Here is a 20,100-nt window from a genome sequence, read left to right as displayed (position 1 = left end):
CGGAACGTATCGATCGATTCGGGGGTTGAAACGGGGCCTGATAAAACGACCGTCTCGCTAACTACTGCCGGAGTCGTCCTCGAGCGCCTGCCACGACAGCCGCGGGTTCCGCGCGGCGCTGGTCTGATCGATCCGGCGTGCGGTCGTTCGCTCGGGCGCGGTCTCGAGGGTCTCGCTATCCTCGCTCGCAACGGCGTTGAACGCGGCGGCGAGCCGATCGAGGGTAGCTTTGCTCTCGACTTCGGTCGGCTCGGTCATCAGGGCCTCGGGGACGATCTCGGGCCACTTGGTCGTCGGCGGGTGAACGCCGTGGTCGAGCATCCGCTTGGCTACGTCGGCGGCGTCCTGCTCGCCGGCGCTGGCGACGAACTCGTGGTGGAACGGGCCGTAGGGCACGTCGTACTCGATCTGCTGGGCGAGGTAGTTCGCGTTCAACACTGCAGAGGCGCTGGCGTCCGCGAGGCCCTCGTCGCCCAGCCGAGCGATGTAGGCGAAGGTCTTGATCAGCACCAGCCAGTTGCCGTCGAAGCCGTGGACCTTGCCGATGGTGTGCTCGGGGTCGAACCGTTCGTAGAGCGGCTCACCCGCCTTCGACCGGGCGTCGCGCTCGCGAACGCGCGGTGCAGGCAGGAACGGAGCGAGGTCCTCGACGACGCCGACCGGCCCGGCCCCCGGTCCGCCGCCGCCGTGGGGCGTGGCGAACGTCTTGTGAACGTTGTAATGCATCACGTCGAAGCCCATGTCGCCGGGCCGCGCGCGGCCGAGCAGGGCGTTCAGGTTCGCCCCGTCGTAATAGAGCAGCCCGCCCACGTCGTGGACCATCTCCGCGATCTCCGCGATGTCGCGCTCGAACAGCCCCAGCGTGTTCGGGTTGGTCAGCATGAGCGCCGCGGTGTCCTCGGAGAGGGCGGCCTCGAGCGCCTCGAGGTCGACCCGGCCCTCGTCGTCGCTGGGGAGGGAAACCACGTCGTAGCCGCCGAGCGCGGCGGTCGCGAAGTTCGTCCCGTGGGCGCTCTCGGGGACGATGACCTCGTCCCGGTGGCCCTCGCCGTTGTGCTCGTGGTAGGCCGCGGCGACGCGGATGCCGACGAACTCGCCGGCCGCACCGGCTGGCGGCTGGAGCGTCACCGCGTCCATGCCACCGATTCGGGCGAGGTAGTCCTGCAGCCGGTAGAGGAGATCGAGCGTTCCCTGGACCGACTCCTCGGAGCGGTCGGGATGGACGGCCGCCGACGGCAGCGCTGCCACGTCCTCGGTGAACTTGGGGTTGTACTTCATCGTGCAGGAGCCCAGCGGGTAAGGGCCGCTGTCGATCCCGTAGATCATCTGGGAGAGCCGCGTGTAGTGGCGCGCGAGTTCGGGCTCGGAGAGCTCCGGGAGCTCGAGCGAGTCGCGCGTCAGGTCGTCGGGGAGGGGCGAGCCGCCGTCGTCCCCGCTGCCGTCACCGCTTCCCCCATCGCTGCCGCTGCCGATTTCGACCTGGGTCAGATCCTTCTCCGAGAGCAGCGGCTCGTACTCGCCGTTCTCGACGTAGCGGGCCTGATCGTACCGCGAGTGCGGCGTGTCGCCGTCTCCGGCTCGGTCGTCGGTCATCGCGCCACCTCCTCGAGGACGGTGACGAACCGATCGAGTCGCTCGTCAGGGACGCCGGCGACGCAGACCTGAATCTCGTGGTTGCCGACGACGTGGACCGCGAAGCCGCGGCGCTCGAGGTCGTCGGCGACGGCTCCGGCGGGCTGATCGACGCGGGCGACGAACTCGCGGAAGTGGTGACGATCGTGGACCGGCGCTTTCACGCCGACGAGGTCGTCGACCCGCTGGGCGAGGTCTTCCGCGCGCGTGACGGCGCGGTTCGCGAGGTCGACCATCCCGCTCGGCCCGAGTGCAGCGGCGTGCATGGCGGTCCGGAGCGCGACCCACGCCTGATTCGTACAGATGTTGCTCGTCGCGCGCTCTCGGCGGATGTGCTGTTCGCGCGTCTGGAGCGTGAGCGTGAACGCGCGTCGGTCGGTCGCGTCCTCGCTGGCCCCGACCAGCCGGCCGGGAACCTGCCGGAGGTAATCCTCGCGGGTCGCGAAGAGGCCGAGCCCCATTCCGTAGCTCGTCGGCAATCCGAGGACGCTCGCGTCGCCGACGACGACGTCGGCACCGACGTCGGCGGGCCGCTCGAGCAGCGACAGCGCGATCGGATCGGTACCGAGCGCGAACAGCGCGTCGTTGTCGTCGGCGAGGTCACCGACCGCCGTCAGGTTCTCCTCGATCGTCCCCCGGACGGTCGGGTTCTCGGCGTAGCACATGACGACCTCCTCATCGACGCGCTCCTCGAGACCCTCGAGATCGACGTTGCCGTCGTCCATCGGATACGTTTCGACGGCGAGGTCGGTGCCGGCGACGTAGTTTTCCAGCGTGCTCCGCCGCTCCTCGCGTAGCAGATCGGGCACTAACACGCGGTGGCCCGTGGTGTCGCGGACGCGATCGGCCAGCGTGGCGGCCTCGCCGAGCGCCGTCGCCGCGTCGTACATCGAGCAGTTCGCGACCTCGAGGCCGGTCAGTTCGACCAGCAGGGACTGGTACTCGAACAGCGCCTGCAGGAATCCCTGCGAGATTTCGGGCTGATACTGCGTGTAGGAGGTGAGAAACTCCGAGCGGTCGGCGAGGTGGTCGACCACCGACGGCACGTAGTAGCCGTAGTGACCGCGACCGAGCAGTTCGGTCAGATCGTCGTTCCGGCCGAGTATCGAGCGTACCAACCGGCGCGTCTCCCGCTCCGTTCGCGCGTCGATCTCGAAGCGGCCGTCGAACCGAACGTCGGCCGGAATGTCGAAGAGTTCCTCGACGGTGTCCGCGCCGACCGCCTCGAGCATCGCCGTACGGTCCTCCGCCGTGTGGGGAGCGTACGGACTCCCCGTTGCGTGTGATCCGTGCATGACTAGACGTGGTCCCGGTCGATCGAGTCGTTTGATCCCCTCCCGCGTCGACCGCGGCGTTCGATCCGAGACACGATACACGCCTCTAGCGGGCAGGGGATTATGAACGCACCCGTTTCGGGTCTCCGCTGTCGGCGCTGCGAACGGGGCGTCCGATCACCCGTCCGAGTCGGTGCCGGTGTCCGCGTCGCCGTCGGTCGCAGACTCCGTTTCGGTGGTTGCCTCGGCCGTCCCCGTTTCCGTGTCCCCCTCGGTCGCCGGCCCCGCTTCAGCGTCCGTCTCGGCTGTCCCCTCTCCCTCCTCGAGTGTGTCCGACGGTACGGACTCGGTCATGGTCCCCTCGACATCGGCCGCCGCTGGGGGCTCGCCGGCGCGCTCGCGCGCGAAGCAATCGAGGGTGAGCTTCGCGCCGCCGAGAACGACGGGGCCGATGAACAGCCCGACGGCACCGAAGACGACGAGTCCGCCGAAGATACCGACGACGACGATCGCGGAGTTGAACGCGCTCGTCCGGCCGATCATCGCGGGCCGGAGATACGAGTCCGAGAAGCTGACGACCAGCCCGTAGACGGTGAACGCCGCGGCGGTGGTGGGACGACCGACCGCAACGAGATAGACCGCTACCGGGATCCAGACGCCGAACGCGCCGACCAACGGGAGCAGCGTGAGGACGAACGTCGCCACGGTAAGGAAGGTCACGGCGGGGACGCCAGCGATCGCCAGGCCGACTCCGAGCATCACCGCCTGCACGGCCGCGACGGCGACGTTGCCGACGACCGAGGCCCACATGAGCCGATCCAGCCCGACGCGGAGTTCCTCTAGGACCTCGTCCTCGATCGGCAACACCCACTGGAACCACGCGACGAGCCGGTCGCCGTCGCGCAACAGCGCGAAGAGGACGAACAGCGTGACCGTCATGCCGATGAAAATCCCTGGGAGGCCGCCGACGATATCGATCGCGCCCGTCGAGAGCCCCTGCAACCCCGTCGCGATCCGCCCCTGATTCTCCGCGTACAGATCGGCGAAATCGACGGCGTACCCGTTGGTCGCCAGCACTTCTTCGATCGACGCCACGTCGAGTTCGCCCTGTCTGATGGCGCGGACGACGCGAAGCGACTGCTCGAAGGCGACGAAAGCGACGTAGATGAGCGGGAGCAAGACGACGAGCAACGTTCCGATGACGACGCCGATTGCAGCGAACGTCGGTCTGACGAACGCCTCGAGCCGCCGCTGGACGGGCATGAGAATGTAGGCGAGCACGACGCCGAAGAGGACGTACTGCAGGTACGGCAGGACGACGAAAAGCGCGAGGATGCCGCTCAACAGGGCGAGCGTGGTCAAGCCCGGCTGCTCGACGATCCAGTCCGGCGGACTGGGGCGATCTACCATACTCCGTCATGGGAGCGCCCGATAAATTAGTCCACTGATACGACCGACCGGTAGGGATCGGTTACGATCGCTACTCGACGTACCGGTACTTCCGCTCGCCCACGCCGACGGACGTTTTCCTCGCTCGCGCTGGCGCGCTCGCTCGCAAAACCTCCACTAAAAACCGCTACTCGACGTACCGGTACTTCCGCTCGCCCATCCGGCCCCAGCCGTCGAACACGAACTCCGCGTTGGGCGTCGTGAACTCCTCGACGTCGACGTCCATCTCGTGGTTGTGGACGTCGTGGATCTCCTCGTAATCCTCCCACGTCATCTCGTAGCGGTCCGCGAGCTGTTCGTCGACGTTCAGCGCCGCAATCTCGTCCTCCCAGCCCTCCTGAATCGTCTCCGAGTGGATCTCCGCCTGCGCCCCGCTCCCATAGGAACCGATGAGCAGCTTTTCGCCGGTCAGGTCGCGGCCGTTCTCGAGGGCGTGTTTCAACGCGCTCGCGCGGGCGACGTGAACGGAGCCGGTGTACCAGTTACCGACCTCGCGAGAGATCGTCAGCGTCGGGTCGATCGTCGCGTCGTACCACTCGGCGTAGCGGTCGGTGTCCTTGAGCGCGTCCATGTACTCCCGGAGCGCGTCGCGGTAGGCCCCGTCGTCGTCGAACGCCTCGGGACGGGGTTGGCGGCCGATCTCCTCCGCGAGGTCGTCTTCGATCGGCGTGTCGCGGATGACGTGGCGGTAGGCCAGCAGCGCGGCCTTCCGGACCATGCCCGGGAACGGCGTGTGGAACGGCGCGTAGACGAAATCGTCTTCGTGGACCTCGCCTGCGACGCTCTCGAAGTCCTCGAGAGCTTCGCGCATCCGTGCGAGGTAGACCTGGACGGAGCGTTTGCCGTCGACGGAGGGGAACTGCTGGTTGGGTTTGAGGAAGTCGGTCTCGTCGGCCGAGCCGTACCCCTGCTCGGCGGAGAGTTCGACCAGGTTCGGATCCTCGCTGATGAGCATCGCGACGGCACCGGCACCCTGGGTCGCCTCGCCGTCGTCGCCGCGCGCGTACAGGGCGGTGTCGGTCGCGATGACCAGTGCCGATCGGCCGCGGTTGCGGCCCGCGCGGATCCAGTTGTAGGCGTCGTCTAAGCTCTGGGTCCCCGCGATGCAGGCGAACTTCCGCTCGCCCTTGTTGGCGTGGTGGAAGTCGCCGTCGTAGACCTGCTCGAGGCAGCCGGCGACGTACGTCGAAACCGGTTTCGAATTGTCGAACGCGCTCTCGGTCGCGACGTCGATCCGGCCGATATCGTCGGGCTCGAGGCCTTTCCGTTCCATCAGTCGGTGGGCGGCGTTTGCCCCCATCGTGACGATGTCCTCGTAGCTGTCGGGGAACGAGCTGGCGTTGAGGCCGAGCCCCTTCGTGTACTTTGCCGGGTCTTCGCCCTTCTGTGGGGCGAACGTTCCAGGAAGATCGAGTTTGAGATTTCCGGTCCAGATCTCGACGGCGTCGATGCCGACTGCAGTCATACTGTCTACATACAGGTGCTGATATATGATATTGTCGTTCGACATTTCGTCGATCGACGAACCTCCGCGTTACGGCCAGGACGTGTTGTAGACGACAGGGTGTCGGACCGGCGAACGGCGTTACCCGGCGACCCGCGTCCGAGTCGCGGTCGTGCTGTCGCCGTTGACGGTCGTGACGGTCAACTCCAGCGTGTACTCCTGTCCGCTTCCGAGGTTGTTGAACTCCGCGTTGTTCTTGCTGGCGCTGTATCCGCTGACCGTGTTTCCGTTCTGGTCAACGTACGTGCCGTCCCGATAGAGTTCCACGACAACGGTGTCGAGTTCCGAAGCCGTCGACGAGACGGACCAGCTGTATCGAATCCCGACGTTGTTACCGGGCCGCTGCTGCGTCGTAAACGAGTCGACCGACGGTCCAGAGCCACCCCCGCCTCCGCCCCCACCCGTCCGGGAGATCGTGAGGTCGATCGCGTCGCCGTCGCTCCCGCTCGAGGTGTAGACGGTCACCGTGTGCCCGTCCTGGGCGGTCGAATCGACGCTAAAGGTGGTCGTGTTGGTCCCATCGCTCGCCGTCGTGCCCGAACTGGGCGATACGGTCCCGACGCTCTGGTTGCTCACTGCGTACTCGACGGTCGCCCCGTCGACGACGCCGTCAGTCGCCATCGTCAGATCGACCGACGAGCCGTTGACGACACAGGAATCGGCGCTACAGTTGCCGTCGTCGACGCTCGACTGGCCCGACGGGTCCTGCCAGTCGACGTAGTAGGCCGGACTCGCCCCGGTCCCGTTGCCACCCTGCCGCCTGTGGACGTCGAACTCGTCGCTCGGCTCACCGGAATCGCCGATGCCGACGCGTGTCATCTGCATGTCGTAGGGTTCGCCCCGCTGGGCGAGTTCGATCCGAAGCGAGCCGTCGGCGTGGGAGACGACTCGAGCGTTCGATTCGCCGGTATCGAACGTCGGTCCGATCGTCTCGTTCCACGCGCTGGGTGCTCGCGTCGGAATCGTGAGCGTGATGTTTCCACTGGCGTCTCCGGTGACCGGAACCGGATCGCTCGGACCGCTCAGAACCGTCGGATCGAGCGAGACGGCGTCGCGCCCGGATTTCGAGAGGGTGCCGTTCAGGAGGACCAGCCTGATCGTCCCGTCGCTGACCAGTCCCTGCTTCGTCAGCGAGACGGTCGCGTTCTCGAACTCGTTGTACGCGAAGCCGTGTTCGATCCGGGTCGTCGGGGCGGTCCGATACTCGTTGTAATCCGGGTGGTAGACGAGCGACGTCGTCGAGTGATTGCCCTGGACGAGAGTCGACGGGTCCCCGTCGTAATCGCTGGAGTCGCCCGCAAAGGTGGCGTTTTCGAGCGACACGTTCGCCGTCCCCGTCGTCTCGAGGCTCCCCGTCGGATCGATCGGATTCGTCAGAAACGTTCGCGACGGGTACTGGGTACCGAGCGTGACGGACACCGACGCGGAGCCGCCGTCGGTGCCGACGTTTCGGATCGCATTTCGCAACTCCTGGAGTTCGTTCTGAACCTGCCCGTTGTGCTCGCTCTCGATCGCCCGATTCTCCGCCGGGACGGCGTTGACCTGATACAGCGCGAGCGCGGCGAAGACGATCGCGAGCAGAAGCACCGCCCCGATCTGGACGGTCACCGCCCGGTCGTCTCGCCACCGTGACATAGGCGAGGATAGTCGCCGCCGCTTAAACGTCTGATGGCTCTCGAGTCACGGAAATCGGAACGGGTCCAAAAACGGTCCTTACTCGTCCTCTTCGACGACTTCGGGGTCGCTCATCGCGCTCTGGAGGCTGTCGAGGCCGTTGATCCACTCGGTGACCAGTCCGTACTCTAAGTCTTCGGCGACGGTCATGTCGAGTTCCTCCTCGTCGATGATGAGCGTCCCTGCCCGGGCCGCGTAGCCCAGCGCGGCGTCGAGATCCTCCTCGGCTTCGGCGTCGGCGGCAGCGCCGAGGTAGTCGGCGACGCTGCCGTCCTCTGCTGGTCCGTTGGCGATGTACTCTTCGGCGGCGAAGAAGACGCAGACGAGACTGGTCTGAACGCCGTCGACGAGGATCAGTTTCTCCTCGTCTTCGATGTCGACCTCGCTGAGAACGATCTCGCGAACGTCGTTGATCTCCTCGAGCGCTTCCTCCTGATCGAGCTCCCCGTCGTCGTAGGCGGCGACGATCTTCGCGATGGCGATCGCCGTGTCGTCCTGCAGATTGAGCAGGAGTCGAGCCGAGTCTTCGTCTTCCGGATCGATGTCTTCGTCTTTGATGCGATCGATCCAGTTCTGCCAGCGTTCCTCCGAGTAGAACTCGGTCGGGGGATTGCTCATACAGACACCTACACCGGCCGCTTGAAATGCCTTTCTCTACATGAGCCAGTCTCCCTGAATGTTCTATTCTCCATACAGTGGCGAAACAGACGCTGAAATGACGATTCAGGAGTTCGACCGCGCGTCGACGGCTCTCGAGACCCGCCTCGCGTACCGATCGGTGAGACGCGTTCGGTACGAGTTTCCGTCCTATCGCTCCGACTCGAGCGTCGCCTCGGTGTCGATCCCGTAAACTGCCTTCGGCGTCTCGACGTGGGCGAGTTCGACCGCCTCCTCGTGGCCGTTCTCGAGTAGCCACCGGACTCTCCGAGGAACCGTCTTGGGCCCCAGCACCGCCCCTGGCCGGTCGGGATCGTCGATGTAGTCGGTCTCCATGAGGAACGGCTCACCGCGCTCGGCGGCCGTCTCGAGGCGCTCCTTATCGCTCATCACGCTCGGGGTCGGTCCCTCGAGGCGACCACCCGCGTAGTGTTTGACGACGCGATGGGCGGGCATGCCGGCGTCTTCGGCCCAATCTGCCACTTCTGTCATATCCTCGCTGGCCTCGGCGTGGAGTTGGACGGCGCACTCGAGGTCGGCCCCGTGCTCGAACGCCCGGCGCATGACCGCGTTCGAGGCCGCCCACACGTCGTCGTCGACCTCGTAATGCGGTCTGCCGGATTTCAGTGCCAGCGCGTCGCCGGCCGCGACGTACTCGGCCGCGACGTCGATCCCGCCCTGCATGAGATCGCGGGCCTCCTCGGGTGAGAACCCGCGGTCGTCGACCAGCCGCGAGATCAGGCCCGGATGGACGCCCAGTACGGGCCAGGCCCGGCCCTCGAGTTCCCTCGAGGCGTCGTCGACGATCTCGATGGTCCGCTCGAAGACCTCGCGGAAGTCCTCGCCGGTCTCGGCCTCGACGCCGAGGTGCCACGAGGGTTTGTTCACCACGAGAAGGTGAGTGCCGCCGACGCGGGCGAAGTCTTTGACGGCGTCGATGCCCCGATGGTGATCCGGATCGAGGTGGAGGTGGTCGTCCAGCACCGGCCGATCGTCGATCATACGTGGGTGTGGGCGTGCCGCGCTCGAAAAGTCACCGGCTTCGCTCGACCGTCGCGGAACGTTCGTCTGGCGATATTCGACCACGGCGGCCCCGTCGTCGGTCGAAATCGATGGACAAATGATAGGCGTCGTCCGTATTGAAGGAAGGACCGATAACGACCGATGATAACCGAGAATACAGTACTGTCAGAAATAGTTATTATGTCGGGTATAGTGCGTACGTCCGTGGTGAAAAATGAGTGATCGAATATGAGTGACGTTGGCGACGAACCGACCGATCAGTTCAGGCAACCGGACAGCGACGGCCCGACCGTCGAGTTCTATGGCGGCCGCGGAACGAGCGCGCTCCCGATCGCCTTCTTCATCGTCTGGGCCATCGTCCAGACCGCTCTCTGGCGGATCGGCGACACCGGCGGGCTCATCGTCGGCATCCTGATCGGGCTCATCGTCGGGATGTTCTTCGTCCGCGGAAACTGGCGGACCTACGCCAACACGATCTTCGAGGGGATGACTCAGCCCGTCGCCGTGACGGCGATCGTGGCGTGGATCTGGGCAGGCATGTTCGCCCAGCTCCTGCAGGACGGCGGCTTCGTCGGCGGCCTCGTCTGGCTGGCCGACACCGCGGGCGTCGGCGCGGCGCTGTTCCCGGCGATCACGTTCGTCCTTGCGGCCGTCTTCACGACCGGGATCGGCACCGGCTACGGTGCGAGCGTCGCCTTCGTCGGTCTCTTCTTCCCGGCTGGCGTCCTGCTCGGCGCGAATCCCGTTCTGCTGTTCGGGGCGATCCTCTCGGGCGCGATCTTCGGCGACAACCTCGCGCCCGTCAGCGACACGACGATCGTCAGCGCCGTCACGCAGGACGCCGACATCGGCGGCGTCGTCGCCTCCCGATTCAAGTACGTGATCATCGCTGCAGTGATCGCCTTCGTCGGCTACGTCGTCGCCGGCGGGGCGATGGACGGCCTCGAGATCGGTGCTGAGGCCCAGGAGGTCTTCCTCTCGGGCAGCGAGGCGATCGGGCTCGTCCACGTGATCTCGATGCTCGCCGTCATCGGCGCGGCGATCGCCGGCCGACACATCGTCGAGGCGATCTCGTGGGGGATCGTCATCGCCGTCGTCTTCAACCTCGCCTTCGGCCTCGCGAGTATCGGGGATATGGTCATGTTCAACGCGCCGCCGGACGCTCCGCTGGCCGAGCCCCTCGCCGGCCTGCCTTTCCTCACGGTCGTCGACAACCCCGACGCGGTCGGTGTCACCGGGAGCCTCATGACCGGCGTCGCCGGGTTCCTCGAGCTGTCGATCCTCGTCCTGTTGATCATCGGCGCGGCCCAGATCATGATCCGCGGCGGAGCCTTCGAGGTCTTGCTCGAGTGGTCGATCGAGAACCTCGCGACGAACGTCCGCAACGCCGAACTCACCATGGTCGCCTCGACGGCGCTGATCAACGCGATCATCACGATCAACACCGCCGCCGAGGTCGCGATCGGCCCCTACATTTCGAAGATCGGTGAACGGTTCAACCTGAACGGCTACCGCCGCGCCAACATTCTGGACGGACAGACCGCCGCGCTGGGCTACATCTTCCCGTGGTCCGGCGGCGTGCTGGCCGGCTACAGCGCGATGCAGAACTTGCCGGGCGAGTACGAGTGGTTCGACCAGTCGATGCTCGTCACGCCGATCGACGTGGTCCCGTTCGTCTTCCAGGGCTGGCTGCTCGTCGCGGTGTTCGTCGTCGCGGCGCTGACCGGCTTCGGCCGCGAGTACGTCATCGATCGCGAGAGCGAGGAGGTGGCTCGCGTATGAGCCTTCTCGGCAAGTACCTCAAGGGCTGGCGGCTTCGAGCCAACCGTCCGACCCTCGAAGTGGGAAGCGAGATCGACGTCTTCGTCGCGGAGACCAACGGCACCAGCGGCCGGGCGTACATCGGCGACACCGAACTGATCGTCGAGGGCGCCGGTCCGGAGGCGGTCGAGAAACAGGTTCGGGTTCGCGTGACCGAGTTCGACGAGACGACCGCCTCAGGCCGCGGCGAACTGGTCGAGATCGTGGGCGAGAGCTCTTACAGCGGCTAGTTCTGGGCCTCGAGCGTCATCGCCTCGTCGGCCGCGTTCCGTAACGCGTCCGAGCGGCCGTACGAGCCCGGTGCGATCGCGACCGTCTCGACGCCGAGGGTCCCGGCGTGCTCGAGGACGGGTTTGAAGTCCGTATCGCGCGAGGCGATCGCGAGTCGATCGATCGTGCCGTCGCCGGCGAGTGCGGTCGCGTCGACGGCGAGCTTCACGTCGACGTCGCCGCTGGTGACGACGACCTCGAAGCCGCGGGCCTCGGCGGCCTGAATGAGGCCGGGCGTGGCGTGTTCGTCGAGATAGAGGCGAATGACGCCGACCCGGCCGAGATCGCGGGCCGCGTCGCGTAGATCGTCCAGATCCACGTCGAACTCGTCGCGGAGGACGTTCGGCCCGTCGACGAACAGCCCCACCGACGGCTCCGCGGGGGGCTGTGGAGCACCGAGACGGCCGAGACGGGCACGAACGCGGTCGAACATGCCCGAGGGTTGCCGCGGCCCCGAAATAGGTGTGGCGAATCGACCCGGCGGTCGCTTCGAACCCGCGGACGGCCGATCGCTGGGTCTGTAGTCGAAAACGCTGCCATCGTTTCTTCCGTTCGAAATCGCCCCTTCAGCGGCCGGCTGCACAGATTCTCGGTTTAAGTCACGGCCAGATTTCGTACTCCGCCCTCGAACCTGGAAAGATCGGAAATAAACAATCCTGAGTTCGATAAGAGTTTACTAATTTCAGAGAATGGTGACTGTCGTCCCATGACACAGAACGGTCCCCCCGACGAATCCCCCGACCGAACGTACGACCGCCGGACGATCCTGACCGGTGCCGGCTCGGTCGCGCTCGGCGGGCTGATCGGCTCGAGCGGCGTCGCGAGCGCGACGCCCAGCCGCGAACCCGGCCCGAAGAAAGACGAAATCATCGTCGGTATCGAACCGGACGCCGACGTGGCCGCGGAAGCGCGGGCCGCCGTCCCCGGTGACGCCGAGGTCGTCCACGCGAACGAGACGATCCGCTACGCCGTCGTCTCCTTCCCTTCTGAGGCTCCCGATCAGGCCCGCGAGGAGTTCATCGAGGCGATCACGCGCTCGCCCGCGGTCGAGTACGCGGAGCCGAACGTCACCGTCCAATCGCTGCTCTCGCCCGACGACCCCTATTACGACTACCAGTACGTACCTCAGCAGATCGGCTGCGAGCGCGCCTGGGAGACCACGCGCGGCAGTTCGGACGTCGTCATCTCCGTCATCGACCAAGGGATCCAGTACGACCACCCCGCGCTCGAGTCGGTCGTCGACGATCGAATCGGCGAGGACTTCGCCGACGACGACGGCGACCCCTATCCGACGGCCGACGAGAACCACGGTACCCACGTCGGCGGTATCGCCGCCGGCGGGACCGACGACGGCACCGGCCACGCAGGTATCAGCGACTGCTCGCTGCTTTCGGCCCGCGCCTTAGACGAGACCGGCCAGGGGGCGCTCTCCGACATCGTCGACGCGATCCAGTGGTCCGCCGACGTCGGCGCGGATATCGTCAACCTCTCGCTGGGCGTCGACGGCTCCTACGAAACCATGCGCTCGGCCTGCGAGTACGCCGCCGACCGCGGCGTCCTCCTCGTCGCGGCGGCCGGCAACTCGGGAACGGATCGGGTCTTTTCGCCCGCGTCCGAGGACACCGTCGTCGCCGTCTCGGCGCTCGAGGAAGACGGTTCCCTCGCTTCCTTCTCGAACACCGGCCCGGAGATCGAACTCGCCGCCCCGGGCAGCCGCCTCGTCTCGAGCGTCACCGGCGACGGCTACGCCCGGATGTCGGGCACGTCGATGGCGTCTCCGGTCGTGGTCGGCGTCGCTGGCCTCGCGCTCTCGGCATACCCCGACCTCACGCAGTCGGAACTCCGCCGCCACCTCCGCGAGACCGCCGTCGACGTCGGCCTCGGCGAAACCGAGCAGGGGTACGGCCGTGTCGACGCCGCTGCGGCGGTCGAGACGGACCCGTTCGGCGACGGCGAGACCGACGGTGGCGATGCGAACGAGGGCTCGCCGGGCCACTGTGGCGACGAGACGATCACCGCCACCGTCAGTGGCTCGCTCGACGGCAGCGGCTGGTGGGGCGAGAGCGACCGATACGGCTACGCGCTGCAGACGGCCGACCCCTGCTCGATCACGGTCTCGCTCGAGGGGCCGGCGGCCGGTGACTTCGATCTCTACGTGACCACCGACGGCCGCTCACCCAGCCGGTGGAACCACGACGAGTCCTCGACCGGGTCGGGCACGACCGAGTCGGTCACGCTCTCGCTCGAGGGCGGCGAGGACCTGGGGCTACAGGTGCACGCGAAAAGCGGGTCCGGTGAGTACACGTTGAAGCTCGAGGAACGCGGGCGGTAATCGACGGCTCGAGCGCGGGCGATTCGGTGGCCGTCGGCCCGGTCGACCGTCGCTCTACTCGAAGATGAAGTAATCGCGCTCCTCGCCCTGTACCGAGATCCACTTGGGCTCGGTCAGCTCCTGCACGATCCACTCGCCGTGGTAGCGGCCGAGGCCGGACTGCTTGACGCCGCCGAAGGGCGCGTTGTGATCCTCGTTGATCGGCTGGTCGTTGATGTGGACCATGCCGGCTTCGACGCGGTCGGCGAGGTCGCGGGCGCGGTCTTCGTCCTCGCAGAAGACCGCCGCCGAGAGGCCGTACTCGGTGTCGTTGGCCAGTTCGATGGCTTCCTCGTCGTCCGAGAACGGGATCACGGGTGCGACGGGGCCGAAGTGCTCGTTGCAGGCCGTCGGCATGTCGTTGGTGCAGTCCGAGAGCACCGTCGGCTCGACGAACAGGCCGTCGGCCTCGCCGCCCGTCTCGAGAGTCGCACCGGCGTCGACCGTCTCCTCGATGAACTCGACCAGGTCGTCGCGCTGGGTCTCGTTCTGGACCGGGCCGAAGGTGACGTTCTCGTTCTCGGAGGGGTCGCCCATGATGAGTGATTCGGCGTGGTCGACCAGCAGGTCGACGTACTCGTCGTACAGCGACTCGTGGACGAGGTGGCGGTTGATCGAGATGCAGACCTGCCCCTGGTGGAAGAACGACCCGAACGCGCCGGCGCGGGCGGCCCGCTCGAGGTCGGCCTCGTCGGTGACGATGAACGGCGCGTTGCCGCCGAGTTCGAGGGCGGGCAGCGCGAGGCTCCCGCCGGCGTTCTCGGCGACGCCCTTGCCGACGGCCGTCGAGCCGGTAAAGGAGATGACCCGCGGCGTCGGATGGTTCGTCATCCGGTCGCCGATGTCGGAGCCGCGACCGGTGACGACGTTGACGACGCCGTCGGGGACGCCCGCGGCCTCGCAGAGCTTCGCGATCAGCAACCCGCCCGTGATCGGGGTATCGGTGGCCGGCTTCAGGACGACGGTGTTCCCCAACGCGATTGCGGGCGCGACCGCTCGCAGAGAGAGGTGCAGCGGGAAGTTCCACGGCGAGATGACGCCGACGACGCCGACCGGCTCGTAGACGATGTGGTTTTCCTTGTCGTCGATCGACGACGAAGGACGGACCTCCTCGTCTGGCGCCTCGAGTTCCAGGGCCATCTCCACGTCGCCCGTTGCGGTGGCGAACTCCCCCATCGCGCGGTAGCCGGGCGTGCCGGCTTCCGTCGCGAGCAGACCCGCGATCTCCTCGAAGCGGGCGTTGAGTTCGTCCAGCAGGTTCTGGACGATCTCGTTTCGCTCCTCGCGGGGCGTGTCTTCCCAGTCCGGCTGGGCGGCCTCGGCCGCTTCGTAGGCGTCGTCTACGTCGTCTTCCGTCGCGGCCGGTACTTCCGTAAACACTTCCTGTTTCGCCGGATTTTCGACGGGAAGCGTCTCACCGCTCGCGGCCTCGCGCCACTCGCCGTTGATGTAAATCCGATCCCACTCCGCCTGTGGCTCGAGTTTCGGTGCGCTCATACGGGGGTCTGTTCGTTGTTTTTAGGCAAATAGTTTCGGCAACCGGAGACGATAGTTCGCTGCGTTGTTAACCGCATCAGGTTTCGGCCCTGATCCGTCGGACCGAACGTGTGAGAAGTCGACTCGAGGTCCGCGGGAATCGGCGTCGAATCCGGCAACGGTCCGCGCGTTCGACCGACGAAAAGACATTACTACTCCGCGGATGACGTTCCGGGTATGCCGCTTCAGACGCCGCCGTTACGTGGGATTCACGACGAGCGCGGGGCGAAGTTCACGGAGTTTGGCGGCTGGGATATGGCGGTCGAGTTCGATTCGATCCAGACCGAGCACGCGGCCGTCAGGGAGAACGCGGGTATCTTCGACGTCTCGCACATGGGCCAGATTCACGTCTCCGGCCCGGACGCGACGGAACTGATGCAACGGCTCACGTCGAACGACGTCTCCCGGCTCTCGGTCGGCGACTCCCAGTACGCCGCCATCACCGACGAGGAGGGGATCATCCTCGACGATACCGTGGTCTACCGGCTCCCCGATGAGAACGGCCAGCCGACCTATCTGTTCGTCCCCAACGCCGGCACCGACGAAGCGACCCACGAGCGGTGGATCCGCTACCGCAACGAGTGGGACCTCGAGGCGACCGTCGACAACCGGACCGACGAGTACGCGATGTTCGCGGTACAGGGGCCGAACGCGGTCGATCTGGTCGAGAGCGCCGCCGAGGGGTCCGTCGACGACCTCGAGCGCTTCGAGGCCCGCTACGCGACGATCGACGGCATCGAGTGCTGGACCGCTCGAACGGGCTACACCGGCGAAGACGGCTTCGAACTGATCGTCCCCTGGACGGCGGCCGAGGAAATCTGGGCGGCGTTCGACTGCCAGCCCTGCGGGCTCGGCGCGCGCGACACGCTCCGCATCGAGGCCGGGCTGTTGCTCGCCGGACAGGACTTCGACCCCGAGACCGATCCGCGGACGCCCTACGAGGCCGGCATCGGCTTCACCGTCGCGCTCGAGACCGAGTTCGTCGGCCGGGACGCACTCGCCGAAATCGAGAACACGGGCGTCGGCGAACGATTGGTCGGCTTCCAGCTGATCGACCGCGGCGTCCCCCGGCACGGCTACGACATCACGAACGTCGAGAGCCGGGTCATCGGCACCGTTACGAGCGGGACGATGAGTCCCACGCTCGAGCGAGCGATCGGGCTGGGCTACGTTCCGGTCGAATACGCGGAACCGGGGACGACGCTGCAGGTGATCGTCCGCGGGCAGTCCAAAAAGGCAAGAGTTGAAACGACCCCCTTCATCGACACAGTATAATGAGCTTCGACGTTCCCGACGACAGACGGTATCTGGAATCGCACGAGTGGGCACTCGAGACGGACGACGGCACCGTTCGGGTCGGCATCTCCGACTTCGCACAGGACGAACTCGGCGACGTGGTCTTCGTCGAACTCCCCGATACGGGCGACGACCTCGAACAGGAAGCCGAGTTCGGCGTCGTCGAGTCGATCAAGGCCGTCTCCGACCTCTACGCGCCGGTCGGCGGCGAGGTCGTCGCGATCAACGACGACCTGTTCGACGCACCCGAACTCGTCAACGAGGATCCCTTCGGCGAGGGCTGGATGCTCGAGCTCGAGCCCGACGATCCCGACGAACTCGAGGACTGCCTGACCGCCGACGAATACGAGAACCAGATCGCGTAAACGGCTTTTCGGCCGCTCGGCTTCGTCGTCTACGGCGTATTCACATCGTCCCTCACTCGAGGGTCACGAGATGCTCGAGCATCTCGTCCAGCGGCGCGTTCGTGACGGCCAGCGAGTAGCCGTCGATCCGCGCCAGATCGGCCGCGTGGTCCCAGAGGTCGGCCTCGTCGATGCCGTGGAGGATGACCGCGTTCGGCGTCGGGTTGACGACGCGCAGCGCGACCAGCGGGGACTCGCCCCGCGTCACGCCTGTAAAGACGAGGACGCGGTTCGTGCTCTGCCCGTAGAGCCGGAAGAACTCCTCGCTCGAGAGGCGGGTGATCGCCTCGATACTGTCGATGACGGTGTGGCCGCTGACGCGGTCGGTACCGCTCGAAGCGACTTCCGTGGCCTCGAGGTCGTCGTAGAGCTGTGCGAGGGGGATCGAGGTGGCGTACTCTCGCAGGTCGTAGACCACGTCGCTCTCGAAGCCCGCCGAGAGCACCCGGCCGTACTGGCGGATACGCTCGCCGCCGCGGCGCTCGTCGATCGCGAGTAGTCCCTCGACGAGGCGACCGACGACGCCGATGCCGGGGCTCTCCCGGCGGCCGCTCTCGTAGTCGGAGATGACCGACGACGAGACGTCGAGTTCGGCCGCGAGGTCGGTCTGCGAGACGTCGAAGTCGGTGCGCCACTTCCGTAGCGTCGCGCCGGGATCGTCGCTCAGCGTGATCTCCCCGGCGATCTTCTCCGCGAGTTCCCGTTTCGGTCCGCGCCCGCCCATACCCGTCGGTCGCCCGGTCGACTCAAGTACCTACCGGAGCCGAGACGCCGGCCGCGCGGGTCGACCCAAGAGCGATCGCCGAGTTCGCGGCCCGTATCGCCCGTCGGATCACCGATGTATTTGTGCTCGGTGTTCGAAGGCGACGTATGGACGGGTTTCCGACCGAGCACGCCGCCGACGACCGATGAGGGGCTACTATCTCCGCTACCTGCAGGTCCTCGTTCGGTTTCTCCCCCTCGCGATCGCGTTTCTCCGGGATCGTCGGCGATTCCTGTTGTTCGGCCCATCGAGACGGGTTTCGACCGCTACCCACCGGGAGCGGGCCGAGCGGATCACGGAGACGATGCTCGAGCTCGGCCCCGCGTTCATCAAGGTCGGTCAGGTGCTGTCGACGCGGCCGGACATCGTCCCGCCGACGTACGTCGAGGCGTTCGCGACGCTGCAGGACGAGGTCCCCGAGGACGCGGGCGGCGATCCGCTGACCGTTGTCGAGTCCGAACTCGGCGACGCCCTCGACCTCGAGACGCTCGAGCCGGTCGCGGGCGGCTCGCTCGCGTTCGTCTACACCGTCGAGTACGAGGGCGAACGGATCGCCCTGAAGGTCCGCCGACCGGGGCTGGCGTCGCTGATCGAGCGTGACCTCCGCGTCATTCGGGGGTTCGTCCCGCTGCTCGCGACCGTCGCCGACGAGCGCCAGCGGTACTCGATCGAGAACATCGCCGACGACTTCGAGGAGATCGTCCTCGAGGAACTGGACTTCGAGCGCGAAGCGTCGATCATGGCGGAGATCAGGGACAACTTCGCGGACGACGACCGGATCGTCATTCCCGACATCTACCCCGACCTGTGTTCGGACCGCGTCGTGGCCATGGAGTACGTCGAGGGGCGGAAGGTCACCGACGACCGGGCCCTCGCGGACGCCGGCGTCGAGCCGACCGAGATGGCGACGGTGATCGCCCGCACGTACCTGCAGATGGGCCTCGTCGACGGTGTCTTCCACGCGGATCCACACCCCGGCAACCTCTCGGTGACCGACGACGGCCGGCTCGCCATCTACGACTACGGGATGAGCCAGCGGCTCACGCCGGGGGAACAGGAAGACATTACGACCCTCTACCGGACCCTCGTCCGCCGCGACGTCGACGGCCTCCTGAACGCGCTCGTCGCGCTCGAGGTGCTCGATCCCTCGGTCGATCGGACCGAGGTGCGGCGGGTGCTCGAACTGGTGATCGAGAACCTCGAGGGCCAGTCGGACGTCTCCTGGCAACAGATCATCACTCAGCTGTTCGCGAGGCTGCACGAGTTTCCGTTCCGCATCCCGCCGAACGTGATGCTGCTCGTGCGGGTCGGGACGGTCGGCGAGGGCGTCTGCCGAACTCTCGACCCCGACTTCGACTTCATCGCGGTCACGCGCTCGTTCCTCGTCGACCGCGGGTTCATCGAGAGCGAATTCGAAGCCCTGCTCAAGGACGTTCGCGACGACCTCCGCGCGTCGGTACCCGTCCTGGCGCGGGCCCCGGCGCGGTTCGATACCGTCTTCGGCCAGCTCGAGCGCGGCGAGCTCGTCGTCCGGACCGAGCCGGTCGAACCGACCGCCGGCGGGGACCCGGCGGTCGGCTACGCGATCGTCGCCGGCTCCCTGTTCGTCGCCGCCTCGGTCCTCGCGTTCCGCGCGGAGCCGCTCGGTACCGTGAGCGCGCTGTTCGGCCTCCTCTTTCTCGGCCAGTACGTTCGCCGTCGGCGGCGCGGCTGAGACCGCGGTCGCCGACTGCTCCCCAACAGTCAAGCCCTCGCAGTTCGAGTCGGCGAGACGTGCCATCGACCGTCGTCCACGTCGCGTTCGCGGGTCTGCTCGGCGTCGCGCTGCTCGGCGACGCATTCGACACCCGCAAGATCCTGCTCGTGATGGGGGCGAGCGCCCTGCTCGATCTCGATACCCTGATCGGAGTCGTCGTCCCCGGAACGCACCGCGCGGCGTTCCACAACCTCTGGATCGTTCTCGTCCCCGCCGCCGTCCTGCTGTGGGACGGCGCGATCCGCGAGGAGTCGCTGGTTCGGGAGCGGTGGGGCGAGGCGGCCCCTCGAGTCGCGTGGACCACGCTCGCCGCGTTGCTGTTCGCGCATATTCTGTTCGACGCTTTCTTCAACGGTGTCAACCTCCTCTGGCCGATGCACGACCGGTTTTACGACCTCTCGGGGTCGCTGCTCGTCACCGACCAGCGCGGACTCGTCCAGACGTTCGTCGAACTCGAGGGGAGCGGACTCGCCGAGGCGACGGCCCGCGGGACGACCGAGAACACCCACTACAGAACCGGGTTCGATCCGACGCGCGGCGAACCCGCGACGGGCGTCGAGCGAATCTTCCCCATCGCGGCGACCGGCGAGCGGTTCGTGCTCACCGTCGCCGGCCTGACCGCGGTGGGCGTGCGGATCCTCGAGGACCGCCGCTCGGCGTGACCTCGGAA

General features: G+C 66.7%; 17 protein-coding genes. 7 read left to right on the top strand and 10 right to left on the bottom strand.

Annotated elements, in window-relative coordinates; translation table 11 throughout:
• Window positions 1-57: 57 nt before the first annotated feature.
• The 7 genes from gcvPB to NDO75_RS07485 all read right to left on the bottom strand — a co-directional run bounded on the left by gcvPB (window position 58) and on the right by NDO75_RS07485 (window position 9,192).
• Window positions 58-1,593 carry an aminomethyl-transferring glycine dehydrogenase subunit GcvPB gene (gene gcvPB / locus NDO75_RS07515; RefSeq protein WP_310905537.1) on the bottom strand — a complete coding sequence of 512 codons (1,536 nt, stop codon included), beginning with the start codon at window positions 1,591-1,593 and terminating at the stop codon, window positions 58-60.
• A complete protein-coding gene (gcvPA, locus tag NDO75_RS07510) occupies window positions 1,590-2,927 on the bottom strand; it encodes an aminomethyl-transferring glycine dehydrogenase subunit GcvPA (RefSeq protein WP_310905536.1) in 1,338 nt (445 codons plus the stop codon). The genes gcvPB and gcvPA overlap by 4 nt, the downstream gene beginning before the upstream one ends.
• Window positions 2,928-3,083: 156 nt before the next feature.
• Entirely contained in the window at window positions 3,084-4,316 is a 1,233-nt protein-coding gene (locus NDO75_RS07505; RefSeq protein ID WP_310905535.1) for an AI-2E family transporter, read from the bottom strand.
• Between the two features lie 166 nt (window positions 4,317-4,482).
• Window positions 4,483-5,820: a hydroxymethylglutaryl-CoA synthase gene (gene hmgB, locus NDO75_RS07500; protein ID WP_310905534.1), complete on the bottom strand. Its 1,338-nt coding sequence runs from the start codon at window positions 5,818-5,820 to the stop codon at window positions 4,483-4,485.
• A gap of 120 nt (window positions 5,821-5,940) precedes the next feature.
• Window positions 5,941-7,494 carry a hypothetical protein gene (locus NDO75_RS07495; protein WP_310905533.1) on the bottom strand — a complete coding sequence of 518 codons (1,554 nt, stop codon included), beginning with the start codon at window positions 7,492-7,494 and terminating at the stop codon, window positions 5,941-5,943.
• 78 nt (window positions 7,495-7,572) lie between these two features.
• Window positions 7,573-8,151: a DUF2150 family protein gene (locus tag NDO75_RS07490; protein ID WP_310905532.1), complete on the bottom strand. Its 579-nt coding sequence runs from the start codon at window positions 8,149-8,151 to the stop codon at window positions 7,573-7,575.
• 189 nt (window positions 8,152-8,340) lie between these two features.
• Window positions 8,341-9,192 (bottom strand): TatD family hydrolase, encoded by an 852-nt coding sequence (locus NDO75_RS07485; RefSeq protein ID WP_310905531.1) that lies wholly within the window; start codon window positions 9,190-9,192, stop codon window positions 8,341-8,343.
• A gap of 249 nt (window positions 9,193-9,441) precedes the next feature.
• Between NDO75_RS07485 and NDO75_RS07480 the strand changes: the two genes are divergently transcribed.
• Window positions 9,442-10,995: a Na+/H+ antiporter NhaC family protein gene (locus NDO75_RS07480; protein WP_310905530.1), complete on the top strand. Its 1,554-nt coding sequence runs from the start codon at window positions 9,442-9,444 to the stop codon at window positions 10,993-10,995.
• On the top strand, window positions 10,992-11,264 hold the full coding sequence (locus NDO75_RS07475) for a TRAM domain-containing protein (protein WP_310905529.1): 273 nt from the start codon (window positions 10,992-10,994) through the stop codon (window positions 11,262-11,264). Before NDO75_RS07480 ends, NDO75_RS07475 begins: the two co-directional genes overlap by 4 nt.
• On the opposite strand, the gene NDO75_RS07470 is transcribed toward NDO75_RS07475, so the two are convergent.
• Window positions 11,261-11,737, bottom strand: a complete 477-nt coding sequence (locus NDO75_RS07470; protein ID WP_310905528.1) for an NYN domain-containing protein — start codon at window positions 11,735-11,737, stop codon at window positions 11,261-11,263. The two genes, NDO75_RS07475 and NDO75_RS07470, sit on opposite strands and share 4 nt — an antisense overlap.
• A 273-nt stretch (window positions 11,738-12,010) precedes the next feature.
• Between NDO75_RS07470 and NDO75_RS07465 the strand changes: the two genes are divergently transcribed.
• Window positions 12,011-13,636, top strand: coding sequence for a S8 family serine peptidase (locus tag NDO75_RS07465; protein ID WP_310905527.1), 1,626 nt, complete (start codon window positions 12,011-12,013; stop codon window positions 13,634-13,636).
• A 54-nt stretch (window positions 13,637-13,690) separates the two neighbouring features.
• Here the strand turns inward: NDO75_RS07465 and NDO75_RS07460 are convergent, their stop codons facing one another.
• Window positions 13,691-15,172 (bottom strand): aldehyde dehydrogenase family protein, encoded by a 1,482-nt coding sequence (locus NDO75_RS07460; RefSeq protein ID WP_310905526.1) that lies wholly within the window; start codon window positions 15,170-15,172, stop codon window positions 13,691-13,693.
• 216 nt (window positions 15,173-15,388) lie between these two features.
• On the opposite strand from NDO75_RS07460, the gene gcvT reads away from it, so the two are divergent.
• Both gcvT and gcvH read left to right on the top strand, forming a co-directional pair.
• Window positions 15,389-16,486 carry a glycine cleavage system aminomethyltransferase GcvT gene (gene gcvT / locus NDO75_RS07455; RefSeq protein ID WP_310905525.1) on the top strand — a complete coding sequence of 366 codons (1,098 nt, stop codon included), beginning with the start codon at window positions 15,389-15,391 and terminating at the stop codon, window positions 16,484-16,486.
• Window positions 16,486-16,872 (top strand): glycine cleavage system protein GcvH, encoded by a 387-nt coding sequence (gene gcvH / locus NDO75_RS07450; protein WP_310905524.1) that lies wholly within the window; start codon window positions 16,486-16,488, stop codon window positions 16,870-16,872. Before gcvT ends, gcvH begins: the two co-directional genes overlap by 1 nt.
• Window positions 16,873-16,924: 52 nt before the next feature.
• Here gcvH and NDO75_RS07445 read toward each other — a convergent pair whose 3' ends face one another.
• On the bottom strand, window positions 16,925-17,635 hold the full coding sequence (locus NDO75_RS07445; RefSeq protein ID WP_310905523.1) for a helix-turn-helix domain-containing protein: 711 nt from the start codon (window positions 17,633-17,635) through the stop codon (window positions 16,925-16,927).
• 184 nt (window positions 17,636-17,819) lie between these two features.
• Between NDO75_RS07445 and NDO75_RS07440 the strand changes: the two genes are divergently transcribed.
• Window positions 17,820-19,388, top strand: coding sequence for an AarF/UbiB family protein (locus NDO75_RS07440; RefSeq protein ID WP_310905522.1), 1,569 nt, complete (start codon window positions 17,820-17,822; stop codon window positions 19,386-19,388).
• Between the two features lie 59 nt (window positions 19,389-19,447).
• Window positions 19,448-20,092, top strand: a complete 645-nt coding sequence (locus NDO75_RS07435) for a metal-dependent hydrolase (protein ID WP_310905521.1) — start codon at window positions 19,448-19,450, stop codon at window positions 20,090-20,092.
• Window positions 20,093-20,100: the final 8 nt, after the last annotated feature.

The organism is Natrinema sp. 1APR25-10V2, from assembly GCF_031626495.1.
GTDB lineage: Archaea > Halobacteriota > Halobacteria > Halobacteriales > Natrialbaceae > Natrinema.
This window is presented reverse-complemented; position numbering and strand designations above follow the sequence as displayed.

Bases quoted from the DNA above. Each gene is read 5' to 3' on its own strand.
- NDO75_RS07460 (WP_310905526.1), bottom strand. From the start codon at position 15,172: ATGAGCGCACCGAAACTCGAGCCACAGGCGGAGTGGGATCGGATTTAC.
- NDO75_RS07495 (WP_310905533.1), bottom strand. From the start codon at position 7,494: ATGTCACGGTGGCGAGACGACCGGGCGGTGACCGTCCAGATCGGGGCG.
- NDO75_RS07465 (WP_310905527.1), top strand. From the start codon at position 12,011: ATGACACAGAACGGTCCCCCCGACGAATCCCCCGACCGAACGTACGAC.
- NDO75_RS07440 (WP_310905522.1), top strand. From the start codon at position 17,820: ATGAGGGGCTACTATCTCCGCTACCTGCAGGTCCTCGTTCGGTTTCTC.
- hmgB (WP_310905534.1), bottom strand. From the start codon at position 5,820: ATGACTGCAGTCGGCATCGACGCCGTCGAGATCTGGACCGGAAATCTC.
- gcvT (WP_310905525.1), top strand. From the start codon at position 15,389: ATGCCGCTTCAGACGCCGCCGTTACGTGGGATTCACGACGAGCGCGGG.
- NDO75_RS07470 (WP_310905528.1), bottom strand. From the start codon at position 11,737: ATGTTCGACCGCGTTCGTGCCCGTCTCGGCCGTCTCGGTGCTCCACAG.
- NDO75_RS07485 (WP_310905531.1), bottom strand. From the start codon at position 9,192: ATGATCGACGATCGGCCGGTGCTGGACGACCACCTCCACCTCGATCCG.
- NDO75_RS07480 (WP_310905530.1), top strand. From the start codon at position 9,442: ATGAGTGACGTTGGCGACGAACCGACCGATCAGTTCAGGCAACCGGAC.
- gcvPA (WP_310905536.1), bottom strand. From the start codon at position 2,927: ATGCACGGATCACACGCAACGGGGAGTCCGTACGCTCCCCACACGGCG.
- NDO75_RS07505 (WP_310905535.1), bottom strand. From the start codon at position 4,316: ATGGTAGATCGCCCCAGTCCGCCGGACTGGATCGTCGAGCAGCCGGGC.
- gcvH (WP_310905524.1), top strand. From the start codon at position 16,486: ATGAGCTTCGACGTTCCCGACGACAGACGGTATCTGGAATCGCACGAG.
- gcvPB (WP_310905537.1), bottom strand. From the start codon at position 1,593: ATGACCGACGACCGAGCCGGAGACGGCGACACGCCGCACTCGCGGTAC.
- NDO75_RS07445 (WP_310905523.1), bottom strand. From the start codon at position 17,635: ATGGGCGGGCGCGGACCGAAACGGGAACTCGCGGAGAAGATCGCCGGG.
- NDO75_RS07475 (WP_310905529.1), top strand. From the start codon at position 10,992: ATGAGCCTTCTCGGCAAGTACCTCAAGGGCTGGCGGCTTCGAGCCAAC.
- NDO75_RS07490 (WP_310905532.1), bottom strand. From the start codon at position 8,151: ATGAGCAATCCCCCGACCGAGTTCTACTCGGAGGAACGCTGGCAGAAC.